The organism is Frankia sp. R43, assembly GCF_001306465.1.
GTDB classification, from domain to species: domain Bacteria; phylum Actinomycetota; class Actinomycetes; order Frankiales; family Frankiaceae; genus Parafrankia; species Parafrankia irregularis.
This window is the reverse complement of record NZ_LFCW01000001.1, coordinates 203,169-224,961: the sequence shown is the minus strand read 5'-3', so window position 1 is coordinate 224,961 and position 21,793 is coordinate 203,169. Positions and strand designations below refer to the sequence as shown.

The 21,793-nt window shown below is 70.4% G+C and carries 17 protein-coding genes; 11 read left to right on the top strand and 6 right to left on the bottom strand.

All coding sequences use genetic code 11. From position 1 onward, the window contains the following. Positions 1–79 precede the first annotated feature (79 nt). Entirely contained in the window at positions 80–1,045 is a 966-nt protein-coding gene (locus ACG83_RS00860; protein ID WP_054564252.1) for a TIGR03619 family F420-dependent LLM class oxidoreductase, read from the bottom strand. 104 nt (positions 1,046–1,149) lie between these two features. Here ACG83_RS00860 and ACG83_RS00855 point away from each other — a divergent pair, with 104 nt between their 5' ends. The 5 genes from ACG83_RS00855 to ACG83_RS00835 all read left to right on the top strand — a co-directional run bounded on the left by ACG83_RS00855 (position 1,150) and on the right by ACG83_RS00835 (position 6,529). Next, a complete protein-coding gene (locus tag ACG83_RS00855; protein ID WP_083472947.1) occupies positions 1,150–2,088 on the top strand; it encodes a hypothetical protein in 939 nt (312 codons plus the stop codon). A 116-nt stretch (positions 2,089–2,204) separates the two neighbouring features. Beyond that, on the top strand, positions 2,205–3,434 hold the full coding sequence (locus tag ACG83_RS00850; protein WP_054565317.1) for a cytochrome P450: 1,230 nt from the start codon (positions 2,205–2,207) through the stop codon (positions 3,432–3,434). Beyond that, a complete protein-coding gene (locus tag ACG83_RS00845) occupies positions 3,431–4,270 on the top strand; it encodes an SDR family NAD(P)-dependent oxidoreductase (RefSeq protein ID WP_083472946.1) in 840 nt (279 codons plus the stop codon). The genes ACG83_RS00850 and ACG83_RS00845 overlap by 4 nt, the downstream gene beginning before the upstream one ends. A gap of 499 nt (positions 4,271–4,769) precedes the next feature. Further along, positions 4,770–5,894 (top strand): nitronate monooxygenase, encoded by a 1,125-nt coding sequence (locus ACG83_RS00840; protein WP_054564250.1) that lies wholly within the window; start codon positions 4,770–4,772, stop codon positions 5,892–5,894. Next, entirely contained in the window at positions 5,849–6,529 is a 681-nt protein-coding gene (locus tag ACG83_RS00835; RefSeq protein ID WP_054564249.1) for a MarR family winged helix-turn-helix transcriptional regulator, read from the top strand. Before ACG83_RS00840 ends, ACG83_RS00835 begins: the two co-directional genes overlap by 46 nt. A gap of 339 nt (positions 6,530–6,868) precedes the next feature. Here the strand turns inward: ACG83_RS00835 and ACG83_RS00830 are convergent, their stop codons facing one another. Then, the gene (locus ACG83_RS00830) at positions 6,869–7,933 is read right to left on the bottom strand and encodes an alcohol dehydrogenase catalytic domain-containing protein (protein WP_235497486.1); all 1,065 of its coding nucleotides are present in this window, start codon (positions 7,931–7,933) and stop codon (positions 6,869–6,871) included. Between the two features lie 229 nt (positions 7,934–8,162). Between ACG83_RS00830 and ACG83_RS00825 the strand changes: the two genes are divergently transcribed. Both ACG83_RS00825 and ACG83_RS00820 read left to right on the top strand, forming a co-directional pair. Next, entirely contained in the window at positions 8,163–9,347 is a 1,185-nt protein-coding gene (locus ACG83_RS00825) for an amidohydrolase family protein (protein ID WP_054565315.1), read from the top strand. A gap of 413 nt (positions 9,348–9,760) precedes the next feature. Beyond that, entirely contained in the window at positions 9,761–10,987 is a 1,227-nt protein-coding gene (locus ACG83_RS00820; protein WP_054564248.1) for an oxygenase MpaB family protein, read from the top strand. A gap of 264 nt (positions 10,988–11,251) precedes the next feature. On the opposite strand, the gene ACG83_RS00815 is transcribed toward ACG83_RS00820, so the two are convergent. After that, positions 11,252–12,169 carry a DUF2993 domain-containing protein gene (locus ACG83_RS00815; protein WP_235497483.1) on the bottom strand — a complete coding sequence of 306 codons (918 nt, stop codon included), beginning with the start codon at positions 12,167–12,169 and terminating at the stop codon, positions 11,252–11,254. A gap of 257 nt (positions 12,170–12,426) precedes the next feature. Here ACG83_RS00815 and ACG83_RS00810 point away from each other — a divergent pair, with 257 nt between their 5' ends. From ACG83_RS00810 to ACG83_RS00795, 4 genes are all read left to right on the top strand, one after another. Then, a complete protein-coding gene (locus tag ACG83_RS00810; protein ID WP_054564246.1) occupies positions 12,427–14,682 on the top strand; it encodes an MMPL family transporter in 2,256 nt (751 codons plus the stop codon). A gap of 101 nt (positions 14,683–14,783) precedes the next feature. Beyond that, positions 14,784–16,058 (top strand): sensor histidine kinase, encoded by a 1,275-nt coding sequence (locus tag ACG83_RS00805; protein WP_054564245.1) that lies wholly within the window; start codon positions 14,784–14,786, stop codon positions 16,056–16,058. Further along, positions 16,055–16,735, top strand: a complete 681-nt coding sequence (locus ACG83_RS00800) for a response regulator transcription factor (protein ID WP_054564244.1) — start codon at positions 16,055–16,057, stop codon at positions 16,733–16,735. Before ACG83_RS00805 ends, ACG83_RS00800 begins: the two co-directional genes overlap by 4 nt. A 285-nt stretch (positions 16,736–17,020) precedes the next feature. Beyond that, positions 17,021–18,139, top strand: a complete 1,119-nt coding sequence (locus tag ACG83_RS00795; RefSeq protein WP_054564243.1) for a hypothetical protein — start codon at positions 17,021–17,023, stop codon at positions 18,137–18,139. Here the strand turns inward: ACG83_RS00795 and ACG83_RS00790 are convergent. From ACG83_RS00790 to ACG83_RS00785, 3 genes are all read right to left on the bottom strand, one after another. Further along, positions 18,120–20,141: an HEXXH motif domain-containing protein gene (locus tag ACG83_RS00790; protein ID WP_054564242.1), complete on the bottom strand. Its 2,022-nt coding sequence runs from the start codon at positions 20,139–20,141 to the stop codon at positions 18,120–18,122. The two genes, ACG83_RS00795 and ACG83_RS00790, sit on opposite strands and share 20 nt — an antisense overlap. Positions 20,142–20,395: 254 nt before the next feature. Then, on the bottom strand, positions 20,396–20,656 hold the full coding sequence (locus ACG83_RS43735) for a hypothetical protein (RefSeq protein ID WP_131830965.1): 261 nt from the start codon (positions 20,654–20,656) through the stop codon (positions 20,396–20,398). 152 nt (positions 20,657–20,808) lie between these two features. Further along, positions 20,809–21,792 carry a hypothetical protein gene (locus ACG83_RS00785; protein ID WP_054564241.1) on the bottom strand — a complete coding sequence of 328 codons (984 nt, stop codon included), beginning with the start codon at positions 21,790–21,792 and terminating at the stop codon, positions 20,809–20,811. Position 21,793: the final 1 nt, after the last annotated feature.

The window sequence follows — 21,793 nt, the reverse complement described above, 5'->3', positions numbered from 1 at the left end:
CCAGCGGCCCGGCGGTCAGGTTGCCAGGGGGTTGGCGGCCAGGGAGCTGGCGGCCAGGGGCGCTGGTCGGGGGCGGTGGTCAGGGGGCCAGCAGGGGCCCCACCTCGGAGCCGAACGCCGCGATCTGATCGATCAGCTCGACCGGGCTGCGGCTGGGGAACCGCACCTGCAGGTGGTCGACGCCGACGTCGCGGTAGCGGCGCAGGTGCTCGGCGAGCCGTGTGGGCGTCCCGGCCCGGCAGGGGCGGCCGACGTCCCAGGTGGGCTGGCCGAGGTGCAGCCAGTCGGTGATCGCGCCGATGTCGCAGGGCTGGGTGGCTCCGGCCGCGGCGCGTTCGGTGCGCAGCAGCTCGACCAGCGGCGGCAGCTGGTCGAGCGGGGTGCCCTGGGGTAACCACCCGTCGCCCAGCCGCGCGGCCCGGCGCACCGCCGCCGGCGACGAGCCGCCGACCCACAGCGGCGGGCGCGGGTCCTGCACCGGCCGGGGCGCGAGCCCGAGCTGCCCGTCGACGGTGAAGCTGTCGTTCGCGACCGTCGGGAACTCGGTGCGCAGGGCCGCGTCGACGACCTCGATCGCGTCGTCGAGCATGCGCCCGCGGCGGGCGAAGTCCAGCCCCAGGCCGGCGAACTCGTCCGCGACGTGCCCCGCGCCGACCCCGAGGATGACCCGGCCGGCGGAGAGGCGGTCGAGGGTCGCGAAGGCCTTCGCCGTCACCAGCGGATGCCGGTAGGCCAGGTTGTAGACGTGGCTGAGCAGCCGCACCCGGGTCGTCGCCGCGGCCAGCCAGCTCAGGGTCGCGACGGAGTCGTACCAGGTGGTGCCCATGGCGGCGGCGAGCCGGCGGGGGATCGCGACGTGGTCGCAGACCGCGACGTAGAGGAAGCCGTGCTCGTCCGCCGCGCGGGCGATCGCCGCGAGGTCGTCCGGCGTGGCCGTGGCCTCCCACGGCTCGGCGAACAGGCTGCTCTGCGCCTGGATCGGCAGCTGGATCCCGAAGGCGAGTGCCCCGCGGGGCACGACGGACGGGCCGCGAGAAACGATCATGGCAGCAGAGTGTATTCAAAGATTTTCTGACGGGTCACCAGATTCCGTGCTTGAGTGGACCGCGTTCCGGGCCGACGTGCGCCCGGGGCGGAGGGAGTTCAGCCGTGCCGGACGACGCGGTGGCAGATTCCGTCGACAGCCCCGACTCCGACAGCCCCGACTCCGACAGCCCCTACTCCGTGCTCCCCGCCGCCGGCCCGTACGGCGTCGCCATCGGCTCCGCGCTGATCACGATGGTGGAGCCGCATCCGGGTGCCGAGGCCGAGTACAACCGCTGGTACGAGGACGATCACTTCTACGCGGGTGCCATGGCGATGCCCTGGATGTTCGCCGGCCGGCGCTGGGTGGCGCCCAGGGCGCTGCAGGCGCTGCGCGAGCCGGCCGACTCGGCCGTCGCGCGGCCGCTGGAGGCCGGCAAGTACATCGCGGTCTACTGGCTGACCCGCGGCCGCTACCGCGACCACATGCGGTGGACCGTCGCCACGAACCAGCGGCTCAACGCCGACGGACGCATCTTCCACCGGCGTGACCACGTCTTCACCGCTTTCCAGGACTATCTCGGCGCGGTGTATCGCGACGGCCGCGGCGGTGCGCGCGATATCCACGCGCTGGACCATCCGTACGGTGGCCTGGTGGTCGAGGTCGTCGACGCGGTGGGCGAGGCCGCGGTGGATGATGCCTCGGCTGGTGCGGCTGGTGCGGCTGGTGCGGATGGCGCGGCCGTCTCCGCCCTCGTCGACTGGCTGCGCGCCGAGCGCGCGCCGCGGGTGCTCGCACTCGGTGGCGCGGTGGCGATGGGCCTGCTGTTCACCCCGTTGCCGCTGCCCGAGGACCGGATGGCCTATGTGGACCAGGTCGCCGGTCTCGGACGCCGCCTGACCGTGCTGTGGTTCACCGAGACGACGCCGGCGCGGTGCTGGGCGCCTGGCTTCACCGCGGCCGCCGCGGACTGGGAGAAGTCGGGTCTCGGCCGGCTGGAGCTGCTCGCCCCGTTCGTCCCCACCCTGCCCGGCACGCAGACCTACGTCGACGAGCTTCGCTGACCCGCTCGGCTCGTCCGGCCCCCAATGCTGTTTCTGATATTGCGTCAGGAAACGAGACGCGAGAACCTGTTCTAGTTTTGAGCTTGGCGGACGCGACGGATCTCGGAGGTCCCGACATGTCGCTCGACCAGATCGATGTCTACGACCCCGGCCGCTACGTCCAGGGGCTGCCCCATGACGAGTTCAGGATCCTGCGGGCCCAGGCACCGGTGTTCCACCACCGCGACCCGGAGCGCGAGGCCGGCTTCTGGGCGGTGACCCGGCACGCGGACGTCGTGCACATCTCCCGCAGCCCGGACCAGTTCTCGTCCAACCGGGAGACCTGCCTGCTGCCCGAGCTCACCCCGGAAGCCCTGGCCGAGCAGCAGCTCATGATGGTCAACCAGGACCCGCCGGAACACACCCGGCTGCGCAGCCTGGTGAACCGGGGCTTCACCCCGCGCATGATCGGGCGCCTCACCGACAGGATCCGGACCTCGTGCGAGAAGATCGTCGACCGCGCGATCGAGGCCGGCGAGGGCGACTTCGTGAAGATCTGCGCGGCGGAGCTGCCGCTTGTCGTGATCGCGGAGCTGATCGGCGTCCCGCATGAGGACAGGCACCGGCTGTTCAACTGGTCGAACCGGATGCTGGCCAGCGACGATCCCGAGCTTTCCGCCGACGCGGCCGACCAGCAGGCCGCCGCGATGGAGGCGTACGCCTACGCGAACGAGCTGGGCGCGGCGCGGCGCGGCTGCCCGGCCGACGACATCCTGACCAAGCTCGTCACCGCCGACGAGAACGGCCACGAGCTGTCCGAGATGGAGTTCGACCTGTTCTTCATCCTGCTCATGGTCGCCGGCAACGAGACCACGCGAAATGCCATCTCCGGTGGCATGCAGGCGTTGCTGGACCATCCCGAACAGTGGGAGAAGCTCAGGGCGGGCAGGTCCGACCCGGCGGTGCTGACCAGGGCGGCGGACGAGATCGTCCGCTGGGTCAGCCCGGTGATGGGCTTCCGCCGCACGACCACGACCGACGTGGTGCTCGGCGGCCAGCCGATCGCCGCCGGAGAGAAGGTCGTCATGTACTACTCGTCGGCGAACTACGACGAGTCGGTGTTCGCCGACCCCTACCGTTTCGACATCGGCCGCGACCCGAACCCGCACGTGGGCTTCGGCGGCGGCGGCCCGCACTTCTGCCTCGGCAGGCACCTGGCGATGCGCGAGATCGAGCTGATGCTCGAAACGCTGGTCACCCGGCTGGACCGGGTCGAGCCGATCGCGCCTGCCCGCCGCCTGCGGTCGAACTTCATCAACGGCGTGAAGGAAATGCCGGTCCGTTTCGTGCCGGAGCGCGCCCTGTGAGCGGCGACAGCTCCGGAAGCTCGGCGGGTTCCAGTGGTTCTGGTGGTTCCAGTGGTTCTGGTGGTTCTGGTGGTTTCGGTGGTTCTGGTGGTTTCGACGGTGCGGTGGCGATCGTCACCGGCGCGGCGCGCGGCATCGGCGCGGCGACGGCGCATCGGCTCGCCACCCGCGGCGCGACCGTGGCCTGCCTCGACGTCCGGATCGACCAGGCGGAGAAGATCGCCGCCGGCATCGTCGAGGCCGGCGGCGCGGCCCGCGCCTACGTCTGCGACGTCTCCGACGAGGAGTCGGTCGCGGCCGCCGTCCGCGCCGTCGAGGATGACCTGGGCGCACCCAGGGTGCTCGCGAATGTCGCCGGGATCGGCTGGTTCGCGCACACAGCGGAGCAGCCCCTCGCCGACTGGCGCCGGATCATCGACGTCAACCTCACCGGAACGTTCCTGATGAGCCGGGCCTGCCTGGCCGGTTTCCTGGCTCGTGACGGCGGCACCATCGTCAACGTCGCGTCCAGCGCCGGGCTGCGCGCCCAGCCCTACAGCGCCGCCTACTGTGCGTCCAAGGGCGGCGTCGTCATGCTCACCAAGGCGCTGGCCTGGGAGTACGTCAGCAGGAACATCCGGGTGAACGCGGTGGCGCCCGGCGGCATCGACACCGACATCATCGCCGGTTTCATGCCGCCGGAAGGGGCGTCGATGAAGCTGCTCGGCAAGCTCACGGTGCCGGGGGGCTTCGGCGAGCCGGACGACGTCGCGCGCGTCATCGCCTTCCTGGCATCCGCCGAGGCCAGCCTGATGACCGGGACGATCGTCCCGGTCGACGGCGGCATGACCGCCTGAGAAACGGCAGGTTCGAAGTCCGGGGACGCTCGACCGCCCGCCGATAATCCCACCCCGCCGCCACCCCGCCACGCAGCGCCGAAAATTCACGACAAGTGGGCCAAATTGGATGCAGAGTGCCTTGACAACCCGCAAGAAAGAAGGATTTTGGTCGTCAGAACGACCAAAATCCTTCACGCTTCGGTCGCACCGCTCGGCCACCCCCGCATCATTCGCCCGGTAGTGGCGGCAGCCCGAAGCCGCGGTTCGGGAATCTGAGGATTTTCGTCGTTCCCGCGACCAGCTTCCTCAGATCTTGCTCGGCGGCAACGGCGGCAACGGCGGCAACGGCGGCAACGGCCGCTCGGGGCTCGGGATTCTGCTGTGCACTCCCGAGTGACCAGAATTGGCGGATCTTGCTCGGAGGCTGTGCCGGTCGGGACGACGGCATTCCGGGGCCTTCCATCACTCTCGAAAACATGCTTGTATACATGCAAGTTAATTCTCCAGAGGAGGGCGTATGGCCCGTACTCCTGTCTGTGACCTGCTCGGTATCGAGTTCCCGATCTTCGCCTTCTCGCACTGCCGGGACGTCGTCGCGGCAGTCAGCAGGGCGGGCGGGTTCGGGGTGCTGGGGGCGCTCGCCTTCAACCCCGAAGAGCTCGAGGTCGAACTGTCCTGGATCGACGAGCATGTCGACGGCCGGCCCTACGGCGTCGACATCGTCATGCCGAACTCGTACGTCGGGAAGGGAGGCGGAGCGGAGATCACCAGGGAGAGGATGGTCGAGCTGGTGCCCGACGAGCACCGCCGCTTCGCCGAGTCCGTCCTGGCCGAGCACGGCGTCCCGCCGCTGCCCGCGGACGCGGCCGCCGGGGGTGATCTGAAGGCGGCCGGGCTCGGTATCGAGCAGGAGGGTCCGGGGCAGGTCGAGGTGTCCCTCAAGCATCCGGTGAAACTGCTGGTCAACGCGCTGGGTCCGCCACCGAGGGAGGTCATCGACCGCGCCCACGCCCAGGGTGTGCTGGTGGCCGCGCTCGTCGGCGCGAAACGGCACGCCGTCAAGCAGGTCGAGATGGGCGTCGACATCATCGTCGCCCAGGGCACCGAGGCGGGTGGGCACTGCGGCGAGGTCAGCACGATGGTCCTGGTGCCCGAGGTCGTCGACGCGGTGGGGCCGGGCGTCCCGGTGCTCGCCGCGGGTGGGATCGGTGGCGGCCGGCAGATCGCCGCCGCGCTCGCGCTCGGCGCCCAGGGCGCCTGGACGGGTTCGATGTGGCTCACCGTCACCGAGGCCGACACCGCCGAGCCCATCGTCGAGAACCTGCTCGCGGCCACCTCGCGGGACACGGTGCGTTCCCGCGCGATGACGGGCAAGCCCGCCCGGCTGCTGCGCAGCGCCTGGACGGACGCGTGGGAGCGCGAGGACGCCCCGAAGACCCTGCCGATGCCGCTGCAGGGCATTGTGTGGGGGGAGGCGTCGCGGCGCTGGACCCGCGCCGGAACCAAGGCGCTGAGCGGTTTCCCCGTCGGGCAGATCGTGGGCAGCCTCGACCGCCGGCGCCCGACGGCCGAGGTCATGCGCGAGATGGTGGAGGAATGGATCGAGACGACCCAGCGGCTCGGGGCGGTGCTGGAGGACTGACCGGCGGCCTCGGTGGTGACCGCGGCAAGGACAGCGACAGCGTGGACCGCGTGGATGCGAGCCGCGAACCGGGCCAGGGGCCGGAGCCGGACCAAGGGCAGGATCAGGACCGGGGGCCGGAGCCGGACCGGGAGCTGGATCACGACCTGGCCCGCATCCACGAGTTCGTCGAGCTGGTCGGGCTGGCCGCGCGCAGCCCACGGCAGCGGGAGCGGATGCTGCGGGCCGCCGGCGCACCGATCACCGGCGCGAGCCTCACCCTGCTGCGGTGGATCGCCCGGCACGGCAGCGCGACGTCCTCCGACCTGGCCCGCTGGCTGGATCTCGACCAGTCGACGGTGAGCCGGCAGCTGCGTCCGCTGGAGGAGCATCGCCTGGTCGGCCGGTCTGCGGACGGCACGGACCGGCGGGTGGCCCGGCTCGCCCCGACCGAGCACGGCGAGGCGCTGCTGGCCGCGGTCCGCGAAGTGGGCCTGCACGACATCGGCGTGGCGCTCGACGGCTTCACCGCCGCCGAGCGTCGCCAGCTCGCCGAGCTTCTCGACCGCATGCGGCTGGGGATGCTGGACGCCCAGGTCGACCCGACCGGCCGCTCGGTCCCTCCGGGACGCAAATCCTGCGCCGTCGAATTCTAGTCATCGTTCGCTGTCGGGAAAGGCTCGCGGATTCAGGTCACCGGAACGGCCCGTCGCAGGATTCCGGGCTTCGGCTTCGGCTTCGGCTGTCGCCGCTGTCGCTGCTTCTGAGTAAGAAGTGAGGATTTCGGCTGCTGCAACAACCAAAATCCTCACTTCTTGCGGACGGCCAATTGACTCTCCGTCCTTTTCGTGGCTATTGGGGTGAAATCCTGGCGCGGCGTGACGGCGCGGGATCCCCGGTGGGTCGCCGCGTGGCGAGCGGCGGCTCTCCGAGTCGCAGCTCTAGCTGGTGCTGCTGCCGAGCAGTTGGTGCTGATGCCGAGCGGGAACGCCGGTTCAGAGGGGTGGGATGACCACGGCGCGGCCGTGTAGGGCGCCGGCTGCCAGGGCGGCGTAGGCCTCGTCGATGTCGGCCAGGGCGAACCGGTCGACGAGGGGACGGATGCGGCCCGCCTCCGCGAGCGCGATCACGTCCTGGAGGTCCGCGATGGTCGACCCCTGGAAGGTGAAGATCTCCGCCTCGCGGGGCAGGGTTCCGTACCAGCCGCGGCGCAGGGTGCCGCCGGCCGCTCCGACCAGGCCGAAGGCGCCCGCCGGGGCCAGTGCGCGCAGGCCGGTGGCGATGCTGGCGTCGGTCCCGACGAAGTCGAGGACGACGTCCGCCGCCTGCGCGCCGCACACGTCGGCAAGGTCATGTGCGGTGGCTGAGGTGATCCCGTCGATGGCCTCGTCGGCGCCCAGCTCGCGGGCGAGGGCACGGCGCCCCGCGGCGCGGTCCACCGCCACCACCCGGGCGGCGCTGAGCGCCTTCAGGTGCTGGATGGCGAACGCGCCGAGGCCGCCCGCGCCGAGGACCACGGCCCACGATCCCGGGCCGAGCCGGGGGAGTGCGCGGCGAACCGCGTGGTACGAGGTGGCGCCGGCGTCCGTCAGCGGTGCGGCCTCCACCGGGTCGAGCGTGGTCAGCGGGACGACTCCGCGCCCGGCCGGCGCGATCACGTATGGGGCCAGCCCGCCGTCCCGGCCGTAGCCGCGGCCCGCCAGGCCGTCGGGGCAGGCGCTGTCCAGCCCGCGCAGGCAGTAGCGGCAGCGCCCGCAGGAGGCCGGTGACACCAGCGCGACGGGCGTGCCCGGAGCGGCGGTCACCGCGGCTGCCTCGTCGCCGGCGTCGGCGATCCAGCCGGCGATCTCGTGCCCGAGGGTGAACGGCACCCGCCAGCCGAGCGCGGCCCCGATCTCCGCCGAAATCTGATGCATGGTCAGATCTGAGTGGCACAGCCCGTTGCCTGCGACCCGCACCAGGACCTCTCCCGGGCCCGGTCGTGGGACCGTGATGTCCACGATTGCTGGCTGTTGGAGCCAGTCGGTGAGGCGGTAGGCGGGCATGCTGGCCTCGGGCACCGCGACCCCCTGGATGTCGGCTTTACTGTTTCCTGATGAACCGTCAGATCTGATGTTAGCGTGATTGCGTTCCTCGCCGTGCAAGCCGGAGGGATCCGCCGTGACCGACTCGCACCAGACGGACTCGCACCAGACAGCGCCCGCGGCGCATCGCACGGGTGAAGGTCCCACTCGCTCCTTCGGCGAGCCCGACCACTCCTTCGGCGAGCCCGACCACTCGTTCGGCGAGCTGCCGCGGATCATCAGCGTCGACGATCACGTCGTGGAGCCGGCCCACCTGTGGCAACGCTGGCTGCCCGCCCGGCTGCGCGACGCCGGCCCCCGCGTCCAGCGGCGCGGCATCGGGCGCATGGAGCACATCGGCGGCGGCAACTACCGGCAGACGTTCGACGAGGACGGCCCGCAGGCCGACTGCTGGGTGTACGAGGACCTCGTCTACATCCACAAAAGGCACGTCGCGGCGGTCGGCTTCGACCGAGACGACATGACGATGTCCCCGATCACCTACGACGAGATGCGTCCCGGGTGCTACGACCCGGTCGCCCGGGTCGCCGACATGGAGCTCAACCATGTCGAGGCGTCCCTGTGCTTCCCCACCTTTCCCCGCTTCTGCGGCCAGACGTTCGCCGAGGCGCGGGACACCGACCTCGCGCTGGCCTGCGTCCGGGCCTACAACGACTGGATGATCGACGAGTGGTGCGCGGACTCGGGCGGCCGGCTGATCCCGCTGTGCCTGATTCCGCTGTGGGACGCGGAGCTCGCCGCGGGGGAGGTCCGGCGTAACGCGGCGCGCGGCTGCCGGGCCGTCTGCTTCAGTGAGATCCCGCCGCATCTGGGGCTGCCGAGCATCCACAGCGGCAGCTGGGAGCCGTTCCTCGCCGCCTGCGTCGACACCGGGACCGTCGTGTGCATGCACATCGGCTCGTCGTCGCGGATGCCCGCCACCTCCGGCGACGCGCCGCCCGCGGTCGCCGCGACGCTGAGCTTCAACAACGCGATGGCCTCGCTGGCCGACTGGCTGTTCTCCGGCGTGCTGGTTCGCTTTCCCGAGCTGGTCCTCGCCTACTCCGAGGGGCAGATCGGCTGGCTGCCCTACGCGCTGGAACGCGCCGACGACGTCTGGCGGGAGCATCGGGCCTGGGGTGGGGTGCGTGATCTCGTGCCCGAACCGCCGTCGAGCTACTTCCGCCGGCAGGTGTACGGCTGCTTCTTCCGTGACCGGCATGGGCTGGCGTCCCTGGACGCCATCGGGGTCGACAACGTCACCTTCGAGACGGACTACCCGCACACCGACTCGACCTGGCCGAACACGCGGCGCGTGGCCGAGGAGATGATGGCCGGCCTGCCCGCGGCGACCGTCCGCAAGATCGTGCGCGGCAATGCCATCCGCATGCTGGGCCTCGACCTGGCCTGAGCGCCGTAGGAACCCGAGTGCCGCCGAGGAGGCCGGCCTCGGTCGGTCCTCGGTGGCCCGAAAGGGCCTGGGGGCGGTTTCGGGCATCCTGCTGGGAGCCGGCTGCCGGGTTGCCCGCAGCCCTCCGCGTCAGCCGCCGGCTGCCCGTGGATGCCCGTTGCCCGTTGCCCGCTGCCTGCCGCGTGCCGGCCTCGCGCTCCCGGAGAGTGGCGTGCGGACATCGTTGATATGTCCGGTATGTGGCTTATCTCCAGAGTTTCGTGATTCACCTCGTCGCGTCGGGCAGGAAAAAAGGAGCCTTGTATCGCATATAGCTGATGTGGTCCCATGAGCGCGGCGGCCCTGATACAGAGAATCGGATATTGTTTCTTTGTATCCACCCTTGGGTCGTCGGGCTCTGGGGAGGACTAAAGATGGTTGAGCGAAGCAGGCGTCAGGTACTGGTCACCGGCGGCATGTTAGGGGCCGCCGGGGCGCTGGCCGCGGCGACTCCGGCGTGGTCGTGGTCGTCCGAGGGCTCGGTCGCCGGGGCCGGCGTCGGCGTGGACCCGAAGTACGTCTGGGATGCCGAGGCCGACCCGGTGGTCGCCGCGATCATCGACAGCGGCCAGACGACCGCGGTCAACAAGCTGCTGAAGACATGGACGAAGAACGGCCAGGCACTGCCCGCCGGGCTGCCCACGCAGCTGCGTGACTTCATGGAGCACGCGCGCCAGCTCCCGACGTGGACCGACACGGCCAAGCTCAAGGACGCGATCAACTTCAACCAGAAGCGCGGCCTGTACCTGGGCGTCACCTACGGCTTCGTCAGCGGCATGATGAGCACGGTCATCCCGCGCGAGGCCCTGGCCGTCTATTACTCCAAGGGCGGTGCGGACATGCGGGACCGCATCACCAAGACCGCCAAGCTGGGCTACGACGTCGGCTCGAACAACGCGTTCGACCCCACCGGCGAGATGATCGTGACCTGCGTCAAGACGCGGCTGGCCCACGCCGGCGTGCGCCACCTGCTGCCCCAGCTCGCGGCCTGGAACAACGTCGCCTCGGAGGACATCCCGATCTCCCAGGCCGACATCATGGTGACCTGGCACAGCCTGCCCACCACCGTCATGCAGAACCTGAACGCGTGGGGCGTGCCGATCAACGCCGTCGAGTCCGCCGGGTTCCTGCACTCCTGGCAGGTCACCGCCCACATGCTCGGGGTGCTCGACGAGTACATCCCGAACTCCTGGGCCACCGCGAACACCCAGGCGGCGCAGGTTCTCACCCCGATCCTCGCCCCGACCCCCGAGGGCATCAAGCTCGCCGACATCCTCGTCAACCTGGCGTCGTTCATCGACGGCTCCCTCCTCAGCAAGCCCATCCTGTGCGCCCTCACCCGCTACTTCCTGGGTGACGAGATCGCCGGCTGGCTCAAGCTGCCGCGGTACCCCTTCTGGGACACGGCCTTCCAGGTCGCCTGGAAGCCCTTCGTCGCCGTCCGCGAGGGCCTGCTGAGCCTGGAGAAGGCCCCCGGCCTCCTGCAGGCGGTCTACTGGGCCTTCGACGAGATCCTGCGTATCGGCGTCCTGACCCTCCTGTCCGGCGCCCAGTTCCCCATCGCCATCCAGATCCCGGACACCAACAACCCCAACTACTGACGGACGCTGCCTCCCCGCGTGGCCGAGGCCACGCGCCGGCGATGCCAGGTGAGAGATGGCCAAGGCTGGGTGGCCAAGGCTGGGTGGCCAAGGCTGGGTGGCCAAGGCTGAGGGGAGGTCGGGACGAGGTCAGGGGTTGACCGGTGCCACTGCGGTGGCACCGGGCACCTCGTCCCGATCGCCGCCCGACACCGTCGTCGTGGGCGGCGGGCACCGGCAGCGGCCGGTTGTCGCCCATCGCGGCGGCCATCTCGGAGCTCGGGTTCACGGCCCGCTGCTGTTCGGTGCGGGGCAGCGGCGGGCTGTCGTGTCGGCCTCGGGAAGGACGACGCGCCGCGCGGTCGCGGTCAGCGACAGGCCGGCGGCGTCGGAGGAGGCCTCGACGACGGTGAGGTCGAACGGCAGGGCGCCGACCGGAATCGGGATGGCGGGGAGCAGCCCGCCGAGGCCGCCGGGCACCGGGATGTCCACGTTGATGGACCCGTGCAGGGCGATCTCGGACGGGATCAGCGTGAGCTTGTTGTCCCGCACCTCGAACGCGATGACCCCGCCGATCTCCTGGGCGCCGAGCACCGGTACGTCGGCCAGGCCGGCGACCTCGACCTTCTTCCCGCCGTCCACCGGATTGATCTGAAGATCTCCGGGCTGGTCGGCCAGGAACGCGTTCACGTCGGCGTAGTCGAGATGGACCGTCGCCTCGACGTTGTCGACCGGTATCTCGCCGACATCATTGGCAAGCATCTTCCGGACTGGAAGATGAATTCCTTTGAGGTGTGCCTCGACCGAGGAGATGCGCGGACCGGGCGTTGGTACTCCGTCGATAATCACCCCGATGTTCCTGAACCTTCCGAATGCAATCTGGGTGAGGAACGGAAATCCGCCGATACTGACGTCGCGGACCGTCGGCGGAGTGGCGTCGCAGGCGAGGCTCCTGATGACACTCGCCTTGATCTGGGTGGCCATCTCACTCTCGGCGGTTGAGACCGCGAACCGGTCACCCGCGATGAGGACGACGAGCAGGATCACTGCGCCGAACGCGAGAGCACGGCGTCGCCGCCGCGGCCGCCGATCCCGCGGCCACCACCGCCGGTGCCACGGGGTGAGCGATGTCGTCCCGGCGTGGGCAGGCGGCTGTTGACCACCTGGGCCGGTGAGGACTTCGTCGTCGGGTCTGTGATCCACCGAGTGCCCTTCGCTTCGTGCGGTATCCCGGATATCCCGCGAGGCGCCGCCGGTTCGGGATTCCGGCTGCGCCGGAAACAGGCCAGGGCCACTGTGCGGCAGAACAGCCTGTTCTCGCATCGGCCGGGCGCAGTCACTTCCGGCTACGGCAGACGCAGTACGTGGGCAGCGGTAAGTGCCGGCAGGCGCACGACGACGGGACCCACCGGGCCGGAGCAGTCTTGTGGGGTACCCGAAAAGATATGGAGAACCACTCCATGGCGACTCTTCTGTACCGACTGGGGCGGTTTTCCTTCCGGCGCCGCCGATACGTTCTCCTCCTGTGGATCGCGGTTCTCGCGGCCATGGGTTTCGCCGCGATGAAGGCCCCCGACGCCCCCAAGGACGAGTTCTCCATTCCGGGAACCGAATCCCAGCGGGCGTTCGACCTCCTGGACGAGCGTTTTCCCGGCTCCGGGGTGGACGGCGCGGTCGCGCGCATCGTCTTCGGCGCTCCGGCGGGGGAGAAGCTCACCGCGGCCGAGAACCGGGCCGTGGTCGAGAAGGCCGTCGCGCGGGCCGCCTCCGGTCCGCAGGTCCTCACCGCGGTGAATCCGTTCCAGGGCGGCGCGGTGAGCCAGGACGCGGCGACCGCCTACGCGACGGTCTCCTACACCGTGACCGGCGGCGACCTCACCGACGCCACCCTGGAAAGCCTGAAGGGCGCGGTCGCCGACGGCCAGGCCGCCGGTCTGACCGTCGAGATCGGCGGGGATGCGCTGACCACCCGGCCGGCGGCGGGCGGCATCGGCGAGGTGGTCGGGATCGCGCTCGCCGCGATAGTCCTGCTGGTCACCTTCGGATCGCTGGCGGCGGCCGGGCTGCCGCTGCTGACCGCTGTCGTGGGCGTCGGGGTCGGCATGCTCTCGATCATGGCCCTGGCCAGTACCTTCGGCCTGTCCTCGACCACCAGCACGCTGGCGATGATGCTGGGCCTGGCGGTCGGGATCGACTACGCGGTCTTCATCGTCTCCCGCTACCGGGAGGAACGGGCCCGCGGGCATGAGCCGTCGGAGGCCGTGGCCATCGCCACCGGCACCGCAGGCTCCTCGGTGGTGTTCGCCGGGCTCACCGTGGTGATCGCCCTGGCCGGGCTGTTCGTCGTCGGGATACCGACGCTGACCAAGATGGGCCTGGCTGCCGCCGGAACAGTCGTCGTCGCCGTCCTCGTCGCGCTGACCCTGGTGCCGGCGCTGCTCGGCTTCTTCCAGCGCGCGGTGCTCCCACGCGCCGCCCGCAGGGGACGGGCGAAGGCACGACAGCGCGGGCCCAGTGTGGGTACCCGGTGGGCCCGACTGGTCCTGCGTCGCCCGCTGCCGATCCTCGCCCTCGCGGTGCTCGCCCTGGTCGCGATCGCGCTGCCGGCCCTCGACCTGCGCCTGGGCACCGCTGGTGACGAGGCGAAACCAACGTCCACCACCGAACGCCGCGCCTACGACGACCTCGCCCGGGGTTTCGGCGCCGGATTCAACGGCCCGCTCACCGTCGTGGTCGACACGGCGGCTTCCGACGATCCGGCGGCGGCGATCGCCACGACGATCGAGAGCCTCGCCGGCACGCACGGAGTCGTCTCGGTCTCACCGGCCCGGTCCAATCCCGCCGGCGACGCCGCGCTGCTCACCGTCGTTCCCACGACCGGCCCGAGCGACGCGGCGACCGTGGACCTCGTCCACGCCATCCGCGCCGAACGATCCGCGGTCGAGTCCGTCACCGGCGCGACGTTCCAGGTCACCGGTACCACCGCGGTCAACATCGATATGGCCCAGAAGGTCCAGGGCGCGCTTGTGCCCTACCTCGCGGTCGTGGTGGGCCTCGCCTTCCTGCTCCTGATGGCGCTCTTCCGGTCGGTGCTCGTCCCGCTCAAGGCCGCCTGCGGATTCCTGCTCTCGGTGCTGGCCGCTCTCGGCGCGGTCGTCGCGGTCTTCCAGTGGGGATGGCTGGCGGGCCTCATCGGCCTCGAACAGACCGGGCCGATCATGAGCATGATGCCGATCTTCATGGTGGGCATCGTCTTCGGGCTCGCCATGGACTACGAGGTCTTCCTCGTCACCCGCGTGCGCGAGGCCTACATCCACGGCGATGACGCCGGGCACGCGATCGTCTCCGGGTTCGGGCACAGCTCCCGGGTCGTGGTCGCCGCAGCACTGATCATGATGGCCGTCTTCGCCGGATTCGTCAGTGCGACCGAGCCGATGATCAAGATGGTCGGCTTCGGCCTCGCCACCGCTGTCCTGCTCGATGCCTTCGTCGTCCGGATGACGATCGTGCCGGCCGTGCTCGCGCTGCTCGGTGAACGGGCCTGGTGGATCCCGCGCGGCCTCGACAAGGTGCTGCCCCGGGTCGACGTCGAAGGCGAGGCACTGAGCGGGTCGCGCGCCTCGGTGCCGTCCACCGCAGTGGACGGTGCCCTCTCCATGGACCCTGGTTGCGTGGAGGCGGCATCCGCCTCCTGGGCACCAGCCTCCGGTCGATGAACACCACTCGTCCGAGGAACGTGGAGGCACGGCGCGTTCCTCGGACGGTGGCGACCCCGTACGGTGAGGGGCACGGCTCCAGCATTCGACGGGAACCAGCAATGACGATCACCACCTGGCGGTGGGTCGGGAATCATCGCCGCAACACGGTGGTGATCGTGATCGGGGCGTTCGTCGCCTCCGGTCCCGGCAGCAGAATCACGCCACCCGCCAACGCCCCCATCGGCGGGTGGGTGCCCGCGGTCGTTCTCGCGGCCATCGCCTGCGCCGCCCTGTTCTGGCATGAAAGCCACCCGCGCACCACCGCCGCGGTGGCGATCGTCTGCGCCGTCGCGGTGACGGCGCTGGGCTACCTGCTGACCCCCCTGTTGCTGGCTCCGGTGATGGCCGCGCTCTACTGGCTCGCCGCCCGCACGGACCGCCGGACCAACCTGGTCTTCGCCGTCTCGACGTGCGTCCTGGTGGTGGGGACCGCGCTGGTCGCAGATCCCGCCAGCTACGGCTGGCCGCTCAAGAGCGTCGGACCGACCGCCTGGCTCCTGATGTCAGCCGCGCTCGGAGACGCAAAGCGCACCAAGGAGGGTTACCTCGACGCCGTCCGGGCCCGCGCCGAGTACGCGGAGCGCACCCGGGAGGCCGAGGCCCGCCGCCGGGTGGCCGCCGAGCGCACCCGGATCGCCCGCGAGCTGCACGACGTCGTCGCCCACCACGTAACCCTCGCCCACGCTCAGGCGAGCACCGCCGCACATCTCGTTCGCACCCGCCCCGACCAGGCGGCACAGATCCTCACCAGCCTGACCGCCACCACGTCCTCCGCGTTGCGTGACCTCAAGGCCACCGTCGGCCTCCTGCGCGACGGCGACGACCCGGACGCACCCCTGGAACCCGCACCGTCGCTCGCGCAGCTCCCCGAGCTCGCCCGCGTGTTCGCCGCGGCCGGGCTCACCGTCACCATCACCACCCGCGGTGACCCGCCATCGCTCTCCCCGGTGGTGGACCTCACGGCCTTCCGGATCGCGCAGGAAGCGCTCACCAATGTGGCGAAGCACGCGGCCACCGGCAGCGCGTACGTCGACATCACCTACTCGCCGAGCGACCTGACCTTGAAGATCATAAATGGTGCCGATGACGGGCGCCGTCGCAGTGGCAGGCCCGATGGCGTGCCTGGTGAGAAGGCCGGTGAAAGGCCCGGTGAAAGGCCCGGTCACCGGGCCGGCGAGGGGGCCGACGGCGGGTTCGGCCTGATCAGCATGCGTGAACGAGCGAGTTCTGTCGGTGGGCATCTCGAGGCCGGCAGTCATCCCGAGTTCGGATTCCACGTCACCGCCGTCCTGCCGCTCCAGCCCAGAAAACCGACGAAAACGGAACAGAGATGACCATCCGCGTACTGCTCGCCGACGACCAGGCGCTCCTCCGAGCAACATTCCGGATACTGATCGATTCGTGTGACGACATGACGGTGGTCGCTGAGGCGGCTAATGGTAACGAAGCCGTCGCTGCCGCCCGCGAATATCGTCCGGACGTCGTGGTCATGGACATCCGAATGCCCGGCATGGACGGGCTGGCCGCCACCGCGGCCATCTGCCGGGACGAAGAGCTCGCCGCCACCCGCGTTCTCATTCTCACGACCTTCGAGATCGACGAATATGTCGCCCGGGCGCTGCGTGTCGGCGCGAGCGGCTTTCTCGGCAAGGACGTCGAAGCCGACGGGCTCCTCGCCGCGGTCCGCACCGTCGCGGCTGGCGAGGCGCTCCTGTCCCCGGCGGCGACCCGTGCACTCATCGCGCAGTTCATCGCCATCCCCGAACCCACGGCCACCGCTGCGGCGAACCACGCGGCCCTCGACACGCTCACCGCCCGTGAACGGGAGGTCATGATCCTGGCCGCGGAAGGCCACTCCAACCAGGAGATAGCCGCCAAACTCGTCATAAGCCCGCTGACCGCTCGCACCCATGTTCACCGGGCAATGGCGAAACTCGACGCCCGCGACCGGGCTCAGCTCGTCGTCATCGCGTACCAGACCGGCCTGCTGCACGGCAGTCCGCCAGAATGACCGGGACCGGGGCCGGGGCCGGTACCGGCCCCGGTCCCGCGACCAGGTGGCCGCATTACGCATGATCCGCCGGCCGCCTCGCGGAATTGTCGCAGATTCCCACAACCCGTCGACATGCGTGTTTCGGCGACAGGCCGCGCGGTACGCTGTTGTCGATCGACGGGGGCGATCATCGGCTGTTGTCGCGTCAGCCTGCGCCGGTGGCGGCGGCTGCGCCTGAGTTCGGCTGTGCATTCGACTGCGGCTGACGGAGCGAGAATGGAGTGAAGCGGTGTACCCATTCTCATGATCTCCCTGGTTGTTCTGCTGCGCCTGCCGCTCTGCGTCGGCGCCGGCTATGCCCTGTCGCGGGTGCTCGGATCGGTGGGAATGGTCGACACCGCGGCCTATGGATACCTGACCGCCGCATTGCTCGGTCTGGGGCTCTACGGCGCCACGTCGACGATTCCCCGCGCGGCCAGGAGCGACGCGCGCCTGATTGTCTCCGTGGTGACCGTCGGTGTCGTTCTCAAGGTCCTCCTGATCGGCTGCCTTCTGGCGCTGATCTTTCGTGACCCGGTGTACTTCCTCCTGGCCGGCATCATCGCGCAGATAGATCCGCTCTCGGTCGCCGCCCTGCTGAAGAGCTCGCCCATGTCCCGCCGGGCCAGGTCGTTGCTGATCGCGTGGTCCTCGTTTGACGACCCGGTCACCGTGCTCGCCACGCTGGTGCTGCTGGCGGTGCTGCCGTCCATGGCGATCAGCGGCACGAACCACGCGGGCCTCATGGCGGATGCCGGGTTCGGCACCCTCGCGGCCGATCTGGTCGTGAACGGTGCTCTGGTGGTCGCGGCCTGGACCTTCGCTCGAACCATCCGCCACCGCCGGTCGGGCCACGACCGGCTGATCATCGGCGCGGTGGGCGTCGTCTATGCCGTGGCCGTCTGGCGCTTCCTGATGTTCGGCCTGGCGGCCGCCGGCCTTTTCCTGCGGCCCAGGTCGCTCGCCTGGGGCCGCTGGGTCGACCGGGCTGTTCAGGCGGCGCTGCTGGCGGCGGCCGTTCTGCTCGGCGTCCTTCTGGGCGGCGCGGACATCGATCTCGCGGCCGGTATCTCCCTGGGAGCCGCGGCGTTCGCCGCGCAGATTCTGGTCGGGCTGCTCCTCACCCGGGGCCTCCAGCCGACCGACCGGGTGTACCTGTCCCTCTCCCAGCAGAACGGGATCACCAGCATCGTGCTCGCGCTGACCTTCCAACCGATCGTTCCGTCGGCTGTCGGGGTGGTCGGCGTGGCGATCGCGGCCATCAACATCCTGCACTTCGCCTGCAACCGGGCGATTGCCCGGTTCCCGCGCCTGATGCTGGCGGTCGCCGGTCGGATCGGCGGCGAGGAGGCGCCGGAGCCGGTCACGCGGTCCGCGGGTTGACCACCGCGCGACCTGCTCGGCCAGGCCGCTCCACGGCAGGGGGCCGGGAACGTCGGGTATCCGCGTCGTCGACGTCGGCGATCCAGGCCGCGAGGGCATCGAGGTCGGGGGTGTCTCCCGAGGCCCGCCTGATCGCCAGCCACAGTTCCCGGACAGTCTCCGGCCGGGTCGAGTATCCGCGCGCGGAGCGCCCACCGGTGCCGAGCCGGCTCAGCACCAGCCCCGACCAGGCGGCAAGCGCGTCGCCGTCGGCGAGCACCGCCCGCCGGTACTCGGCAGCGGCCTCCTCGGTCCGACCGGTCAGCAGGAGCACGTCGGCGCGGGCCCGGCCGGACGCGTCCACGGTCTCGCCCGCCAGCAGGCGGCGCGCGACGTCCACCCGGTTTCCCCCGGCGGCGCTCGGCGTACCGGCCCGCACGCTGCAGACCGGTGCCCCCGACGGCGGGCATGGATCACCTCGCAGCCACGCCCGAGCCCACGATGAGATCACTTCTGGCTCCGGCGTCAGGTTGCGCAGGCGCCATCGAACCCGGCAGTCGCCGACCTCCAGCATGCCCAGCCGGTGGGCAAGCTCCGGCACGGCGGCGCCCGACCAGCGGCGGACCTGATCGGCGATCCCCGCGGTCAGCCGCCGGCCCGCCGGGGTGAGCGTTTCGTCCGCCTCCAGCGTGACCACCACATCGCGGACGGACTCCCGGCACCAGACGAACTGGTAGGCGGCCAGGAGGGCCTGGCCGCCCTCGTCGATCAGGGACCGCTCGTACCAGTAGCCGGCGACGGCGAGGAAGGCGAAGGCGCCGTGCAGCAGCCCTTCGACCGGGCGCGGATCGAGGCGCCACGGCGCGTAGTGCACCGCCGGTGAGCGCCGTGCGACCAGGGGCGAGAGGTCGTCGATGGCCGCCAGCTTCGAATGCTGGGTCTCATGGATGAGGGTGACGGCCAGCTGCGCGCTGTCGGTCGGAGCGGACAGGAGCACGGAACCGAAGGCTTCAAGCGAGCTGGCGCTGATGGACGTCACACCGGCCGGAGCGGCCAGTGGCACCAGCGACCGCAGCAGGCCCGCGACGCCGTCGACGCGGTGCGGATGGTCGCGGACGAGCAGGTGCCAGGCCTCGCCGAAGACGGCACGCCAGTGACGGAACTCCGCCGCGGTCAGCCGTCGGGCCGGCACCAGCGCGCCTGGCTCCCGAAACGGGTCGAGATCGTCGAGCACGATGCGCGACCCGCCGGAGGCCCCAGCGAGCTGGAGCGGCCGAACCGGCCACCACCGGTCCGGGTGGTTGCCGGGGGACTGGCTGGTCGGGGAGCCGTCGCGTTCGCGGCCCGTGTCCGTGTCCGTGTCCGTGTACTCCAGCGACTGCGACGTGAGCTGCACGTGATCGTCGGCCGTGTCGACGGCCAACCGCACCGCAACGCGGCCGGCGGGATCAGGAGGGTGGGCCCAGATCCGGATCCGGGCTCGGTCACCCTGCCCGCGGAGTCGTATCTGGCCGTACGTCGGAAGAGTCACGACGCCGGCCCGCACAGGTGCGCGGATGTCCACGGGGATCCGCGCACGCAGCGCGATCGCGGCGACGAGGCCCCCGAGGTAGCCGAGATCCTCCTCGATCGTGTGCTGGCCGGCCGCCTGCGAGGGCTGGTCCGGCCGTGGGGGCTGGTCCGGCCGTGGGCGCAGCCGCCGAAGGCAGTGATGCAGCCAGGTACCCACCGGCGGGTGGAGGACGACCGCCTCCACCTCCCCGGGATGCTCACGCCACAGGGCGGCGAGGATGCCGAAGAGGCGTTCGACATCCTCGCGAGCGGCGACGGTGAGCTCGCTGTCGTGGACCTGGCCGACCAGTGACCAGAGCATGAGCAGGCGCTTGCTCGCCTGTGCCGACCGCAGGACCGACGACGCCTGTGCTCCGCCGAGGCCACCGGCGAGCTCGTCGAACTGCGACCAGGAAAGCTGGTGCCAGCGCGGTTCCGCCGCGGTCGCCCGAATGTAGTTGTCGAAAAGCACTGCCGCCTCAGCCTCCGGGCCAGGTGCCGGTCGCCCGGCCGGTCGCCGGCCCTGTGGTATCAGCCGAAAAACCCTGGTGAACTCCGCCCGGGTCGGGGCGGATACTGAATCCGGAATCGGCGCCCGGCATTCCGTGGGTACGGCTGCCCGGATGCCGGTCGTGGTCGGAACTCATTGAGTCTTTTCCATCGCACGGTGGACGGTCGGAGATGCCGCAGGTCGGAGGCGACGGTGGAAAGGCTCACCCGCGCCGATCACCAGTCGCCTTCCGACTTGCCGGGGTATTGGGAGTAGCCGGCGATCGCCTGGTCTGTTTCGACGGCGCGCAGCACGTGCTGGAGGCACCGGATGAGTGCCCCGGCCGGCAGCCTGTTCAGATCGTTCAGGTCGACCCCGGTCAGATCCAGCACCGGAGACTCGATGCGTTCCGCGGAGCCGACTTGCCCTGAAGAGCCGAGCTGCGCTGAAGAACCGAGCTGCGCTGAAGAGCTGATGCGGCTGGCAGTGGCCTCCATCAGTCGACCTCCTCGACCACCTGGTGCGAGAACACTATAACGACTGCCCGGCGACGTCACGGGATATCTGTGCCCACCGTTCACGGCACCCTTGGTCCGCGGTGGTGATCCGAAATTCCCCGGGCCACCACCGATTTAGACGGTTTCCGGTGTCAGCGGCTATCCAGGAATCGCGCGGCGAGGTCCTGGAATCGTCGCTCCGCCTCGCTGACCCGCTGCTGGTCCAGCGTTACGCCGAGCAGGTATTCACCGGCGCCCACGTCGTGGACGTAGAGGGCGCCGGCTTCGACGTCCACGACGCTGGTCCGCAGCGGGGTGCCCAGCGCGGCTCTGGCTGCCCGCGCGAAGTTCGCCGTCAGTGTCGACAGGTCGCGGCAGATCGTCTCGTACAGGTCCCGGTGCCGTCTGACACCGACGGTGAGAAAGAACGAACCGAGTGCGGGAGCGTCGAACACGTCCACCACCACGTTGACACCGTTGTCCTTGCACCGGGCCGCGTAGTGCAGGTCGTCCGGTCGCACGGCGTGCCGGCCGAGTTCGGAGAACCTGAGGTCCTCGGGATCCGCGTCCGGGGAAAGCTCCACCAGGGGGGGTGTGATGTGGCTGCCGCTGGGCGGGCCCTGGGTGTCGCTGTCGACCCCGCCCGGGTTCTGGCCCGGCAGGCCGAGTAAGGACCTGCACCTGGTGGCGAGCTTCGACATCGCCACATCGGCCGCGGCGAGGCCTTCGGGGCGAAGCGCCGCGCCGATCAGATACTGCCGGGTGTTGACCCGGTTGTAGATCAGGCCGCCGATGCCCGCGTCGAACACCACCCGGATGAGAACACCGGTGTCGAGCGGCTCCAGGACCCGGTTGAGCTCCTCCACCGCCCGGTTTATCTGGCGGCCGAAGCTTTCCAGGTCACGGCGTCGCCGGCCGGTGCCCGCCGAACGGCGCGAGGTGGCCGGCAGATCGGCCTGTTCCAGAACGTCGAAGGAGAGCCCGAGCACTCCCTCCGTGTAGTAGCTCACGTGCTGGAGGATCTCCGGATCAAGCTCCCGCAGGCAGAGATCCTCGACGTCGCGGAACTTCGCGGCCTCGATATAGGGCGCCCGGTAGTGGTAAGGGGCCCGCGCTGACAGCATCTCGTTCGTCATG

Excerpts from the sequence above, each read along its gene's own strand:
- ACG83_RS00860 (WP_054564252.1), bottom strand. The coding sequence starts at position 1,045 with ATGATCGTTTCTCGCGGCCCGTCCGTCGTGCCCCGCGGGGCACTCGCC.
- ACG83_RS00850 (WP_054565317.1), top strand. The coding sequence starts at position 2,205 with ATGTCGCTCGACCAGATCGATGTCTACGACCCCGGCCGCTACGTCCAG.
- ACG83_RS00840 (WP_054564250.1), top strand. The coding sequence starts at position 4,770 with ATGGCCCGTACTCCTGTCTGTGACCTGCTCGGTATCGAGTTCCCGATC.
- ACG83_RS00835 (WP_054564249.1), top strand. The coding sequence starts at position 5,849 with ATGGATCGAGACGACCCAGCGGCTCGGGGCGGTGCTGGAGGACTGACC.
- ACG83_RS00820 (WP_054564248.1), top strand. The coding sequence starts at position 9,761 with ATGGTTGAGCGAAGCAGGCGTCAGGTACTGGTCACCGGCGGCATGTTA.
- ACG83_RS00810 (WP_054564246.1), top strand. The coding sequence starts at position 12,427 with ATGGCGACTCTTCTGTACCGACTGGGGCGGTTTTCCTTCCGGCGCCGC.
- ACG83_RS00805 (WP_054564245.1), top strand. The coding sequence starts at position 14,784 with ATGACGATCACCACCTGGCGGTGGGTCGGGAATCATCGCCGCAACACG.
- ACG83_RS00800 (WP_054564244.1), top strand. The coding sequence starts at position 16,055 with ATGACCATCCGCGTACTGCTCGCCGACGACCAGGCGCTCCTCCGAGCA.
- ACG83_RS00795 (WP_054564243.1), top strand. The coding sequence starts at position 17,021 with ATGATCTCCCTGGTTGTTCTGCTGCGCCTGCCGCTCTGCGTCGGCGCC.
- ACG83_RS43735 (WP_131830965.1), bottom strand. The coding sequence starts at position 20,656 with ATGGAGGCCACTGCCAGCCGCATCAGCTCTTCAGCGCAGCTCGGTTCT.
- ACG83_RS00785 (WP_054564241.1), bottom strand. The coding sequence starts at position 21,792 with ATGACGAACGAGATGCTGTCAGCGCGGGCCCCTTACCACTACCGGGCG.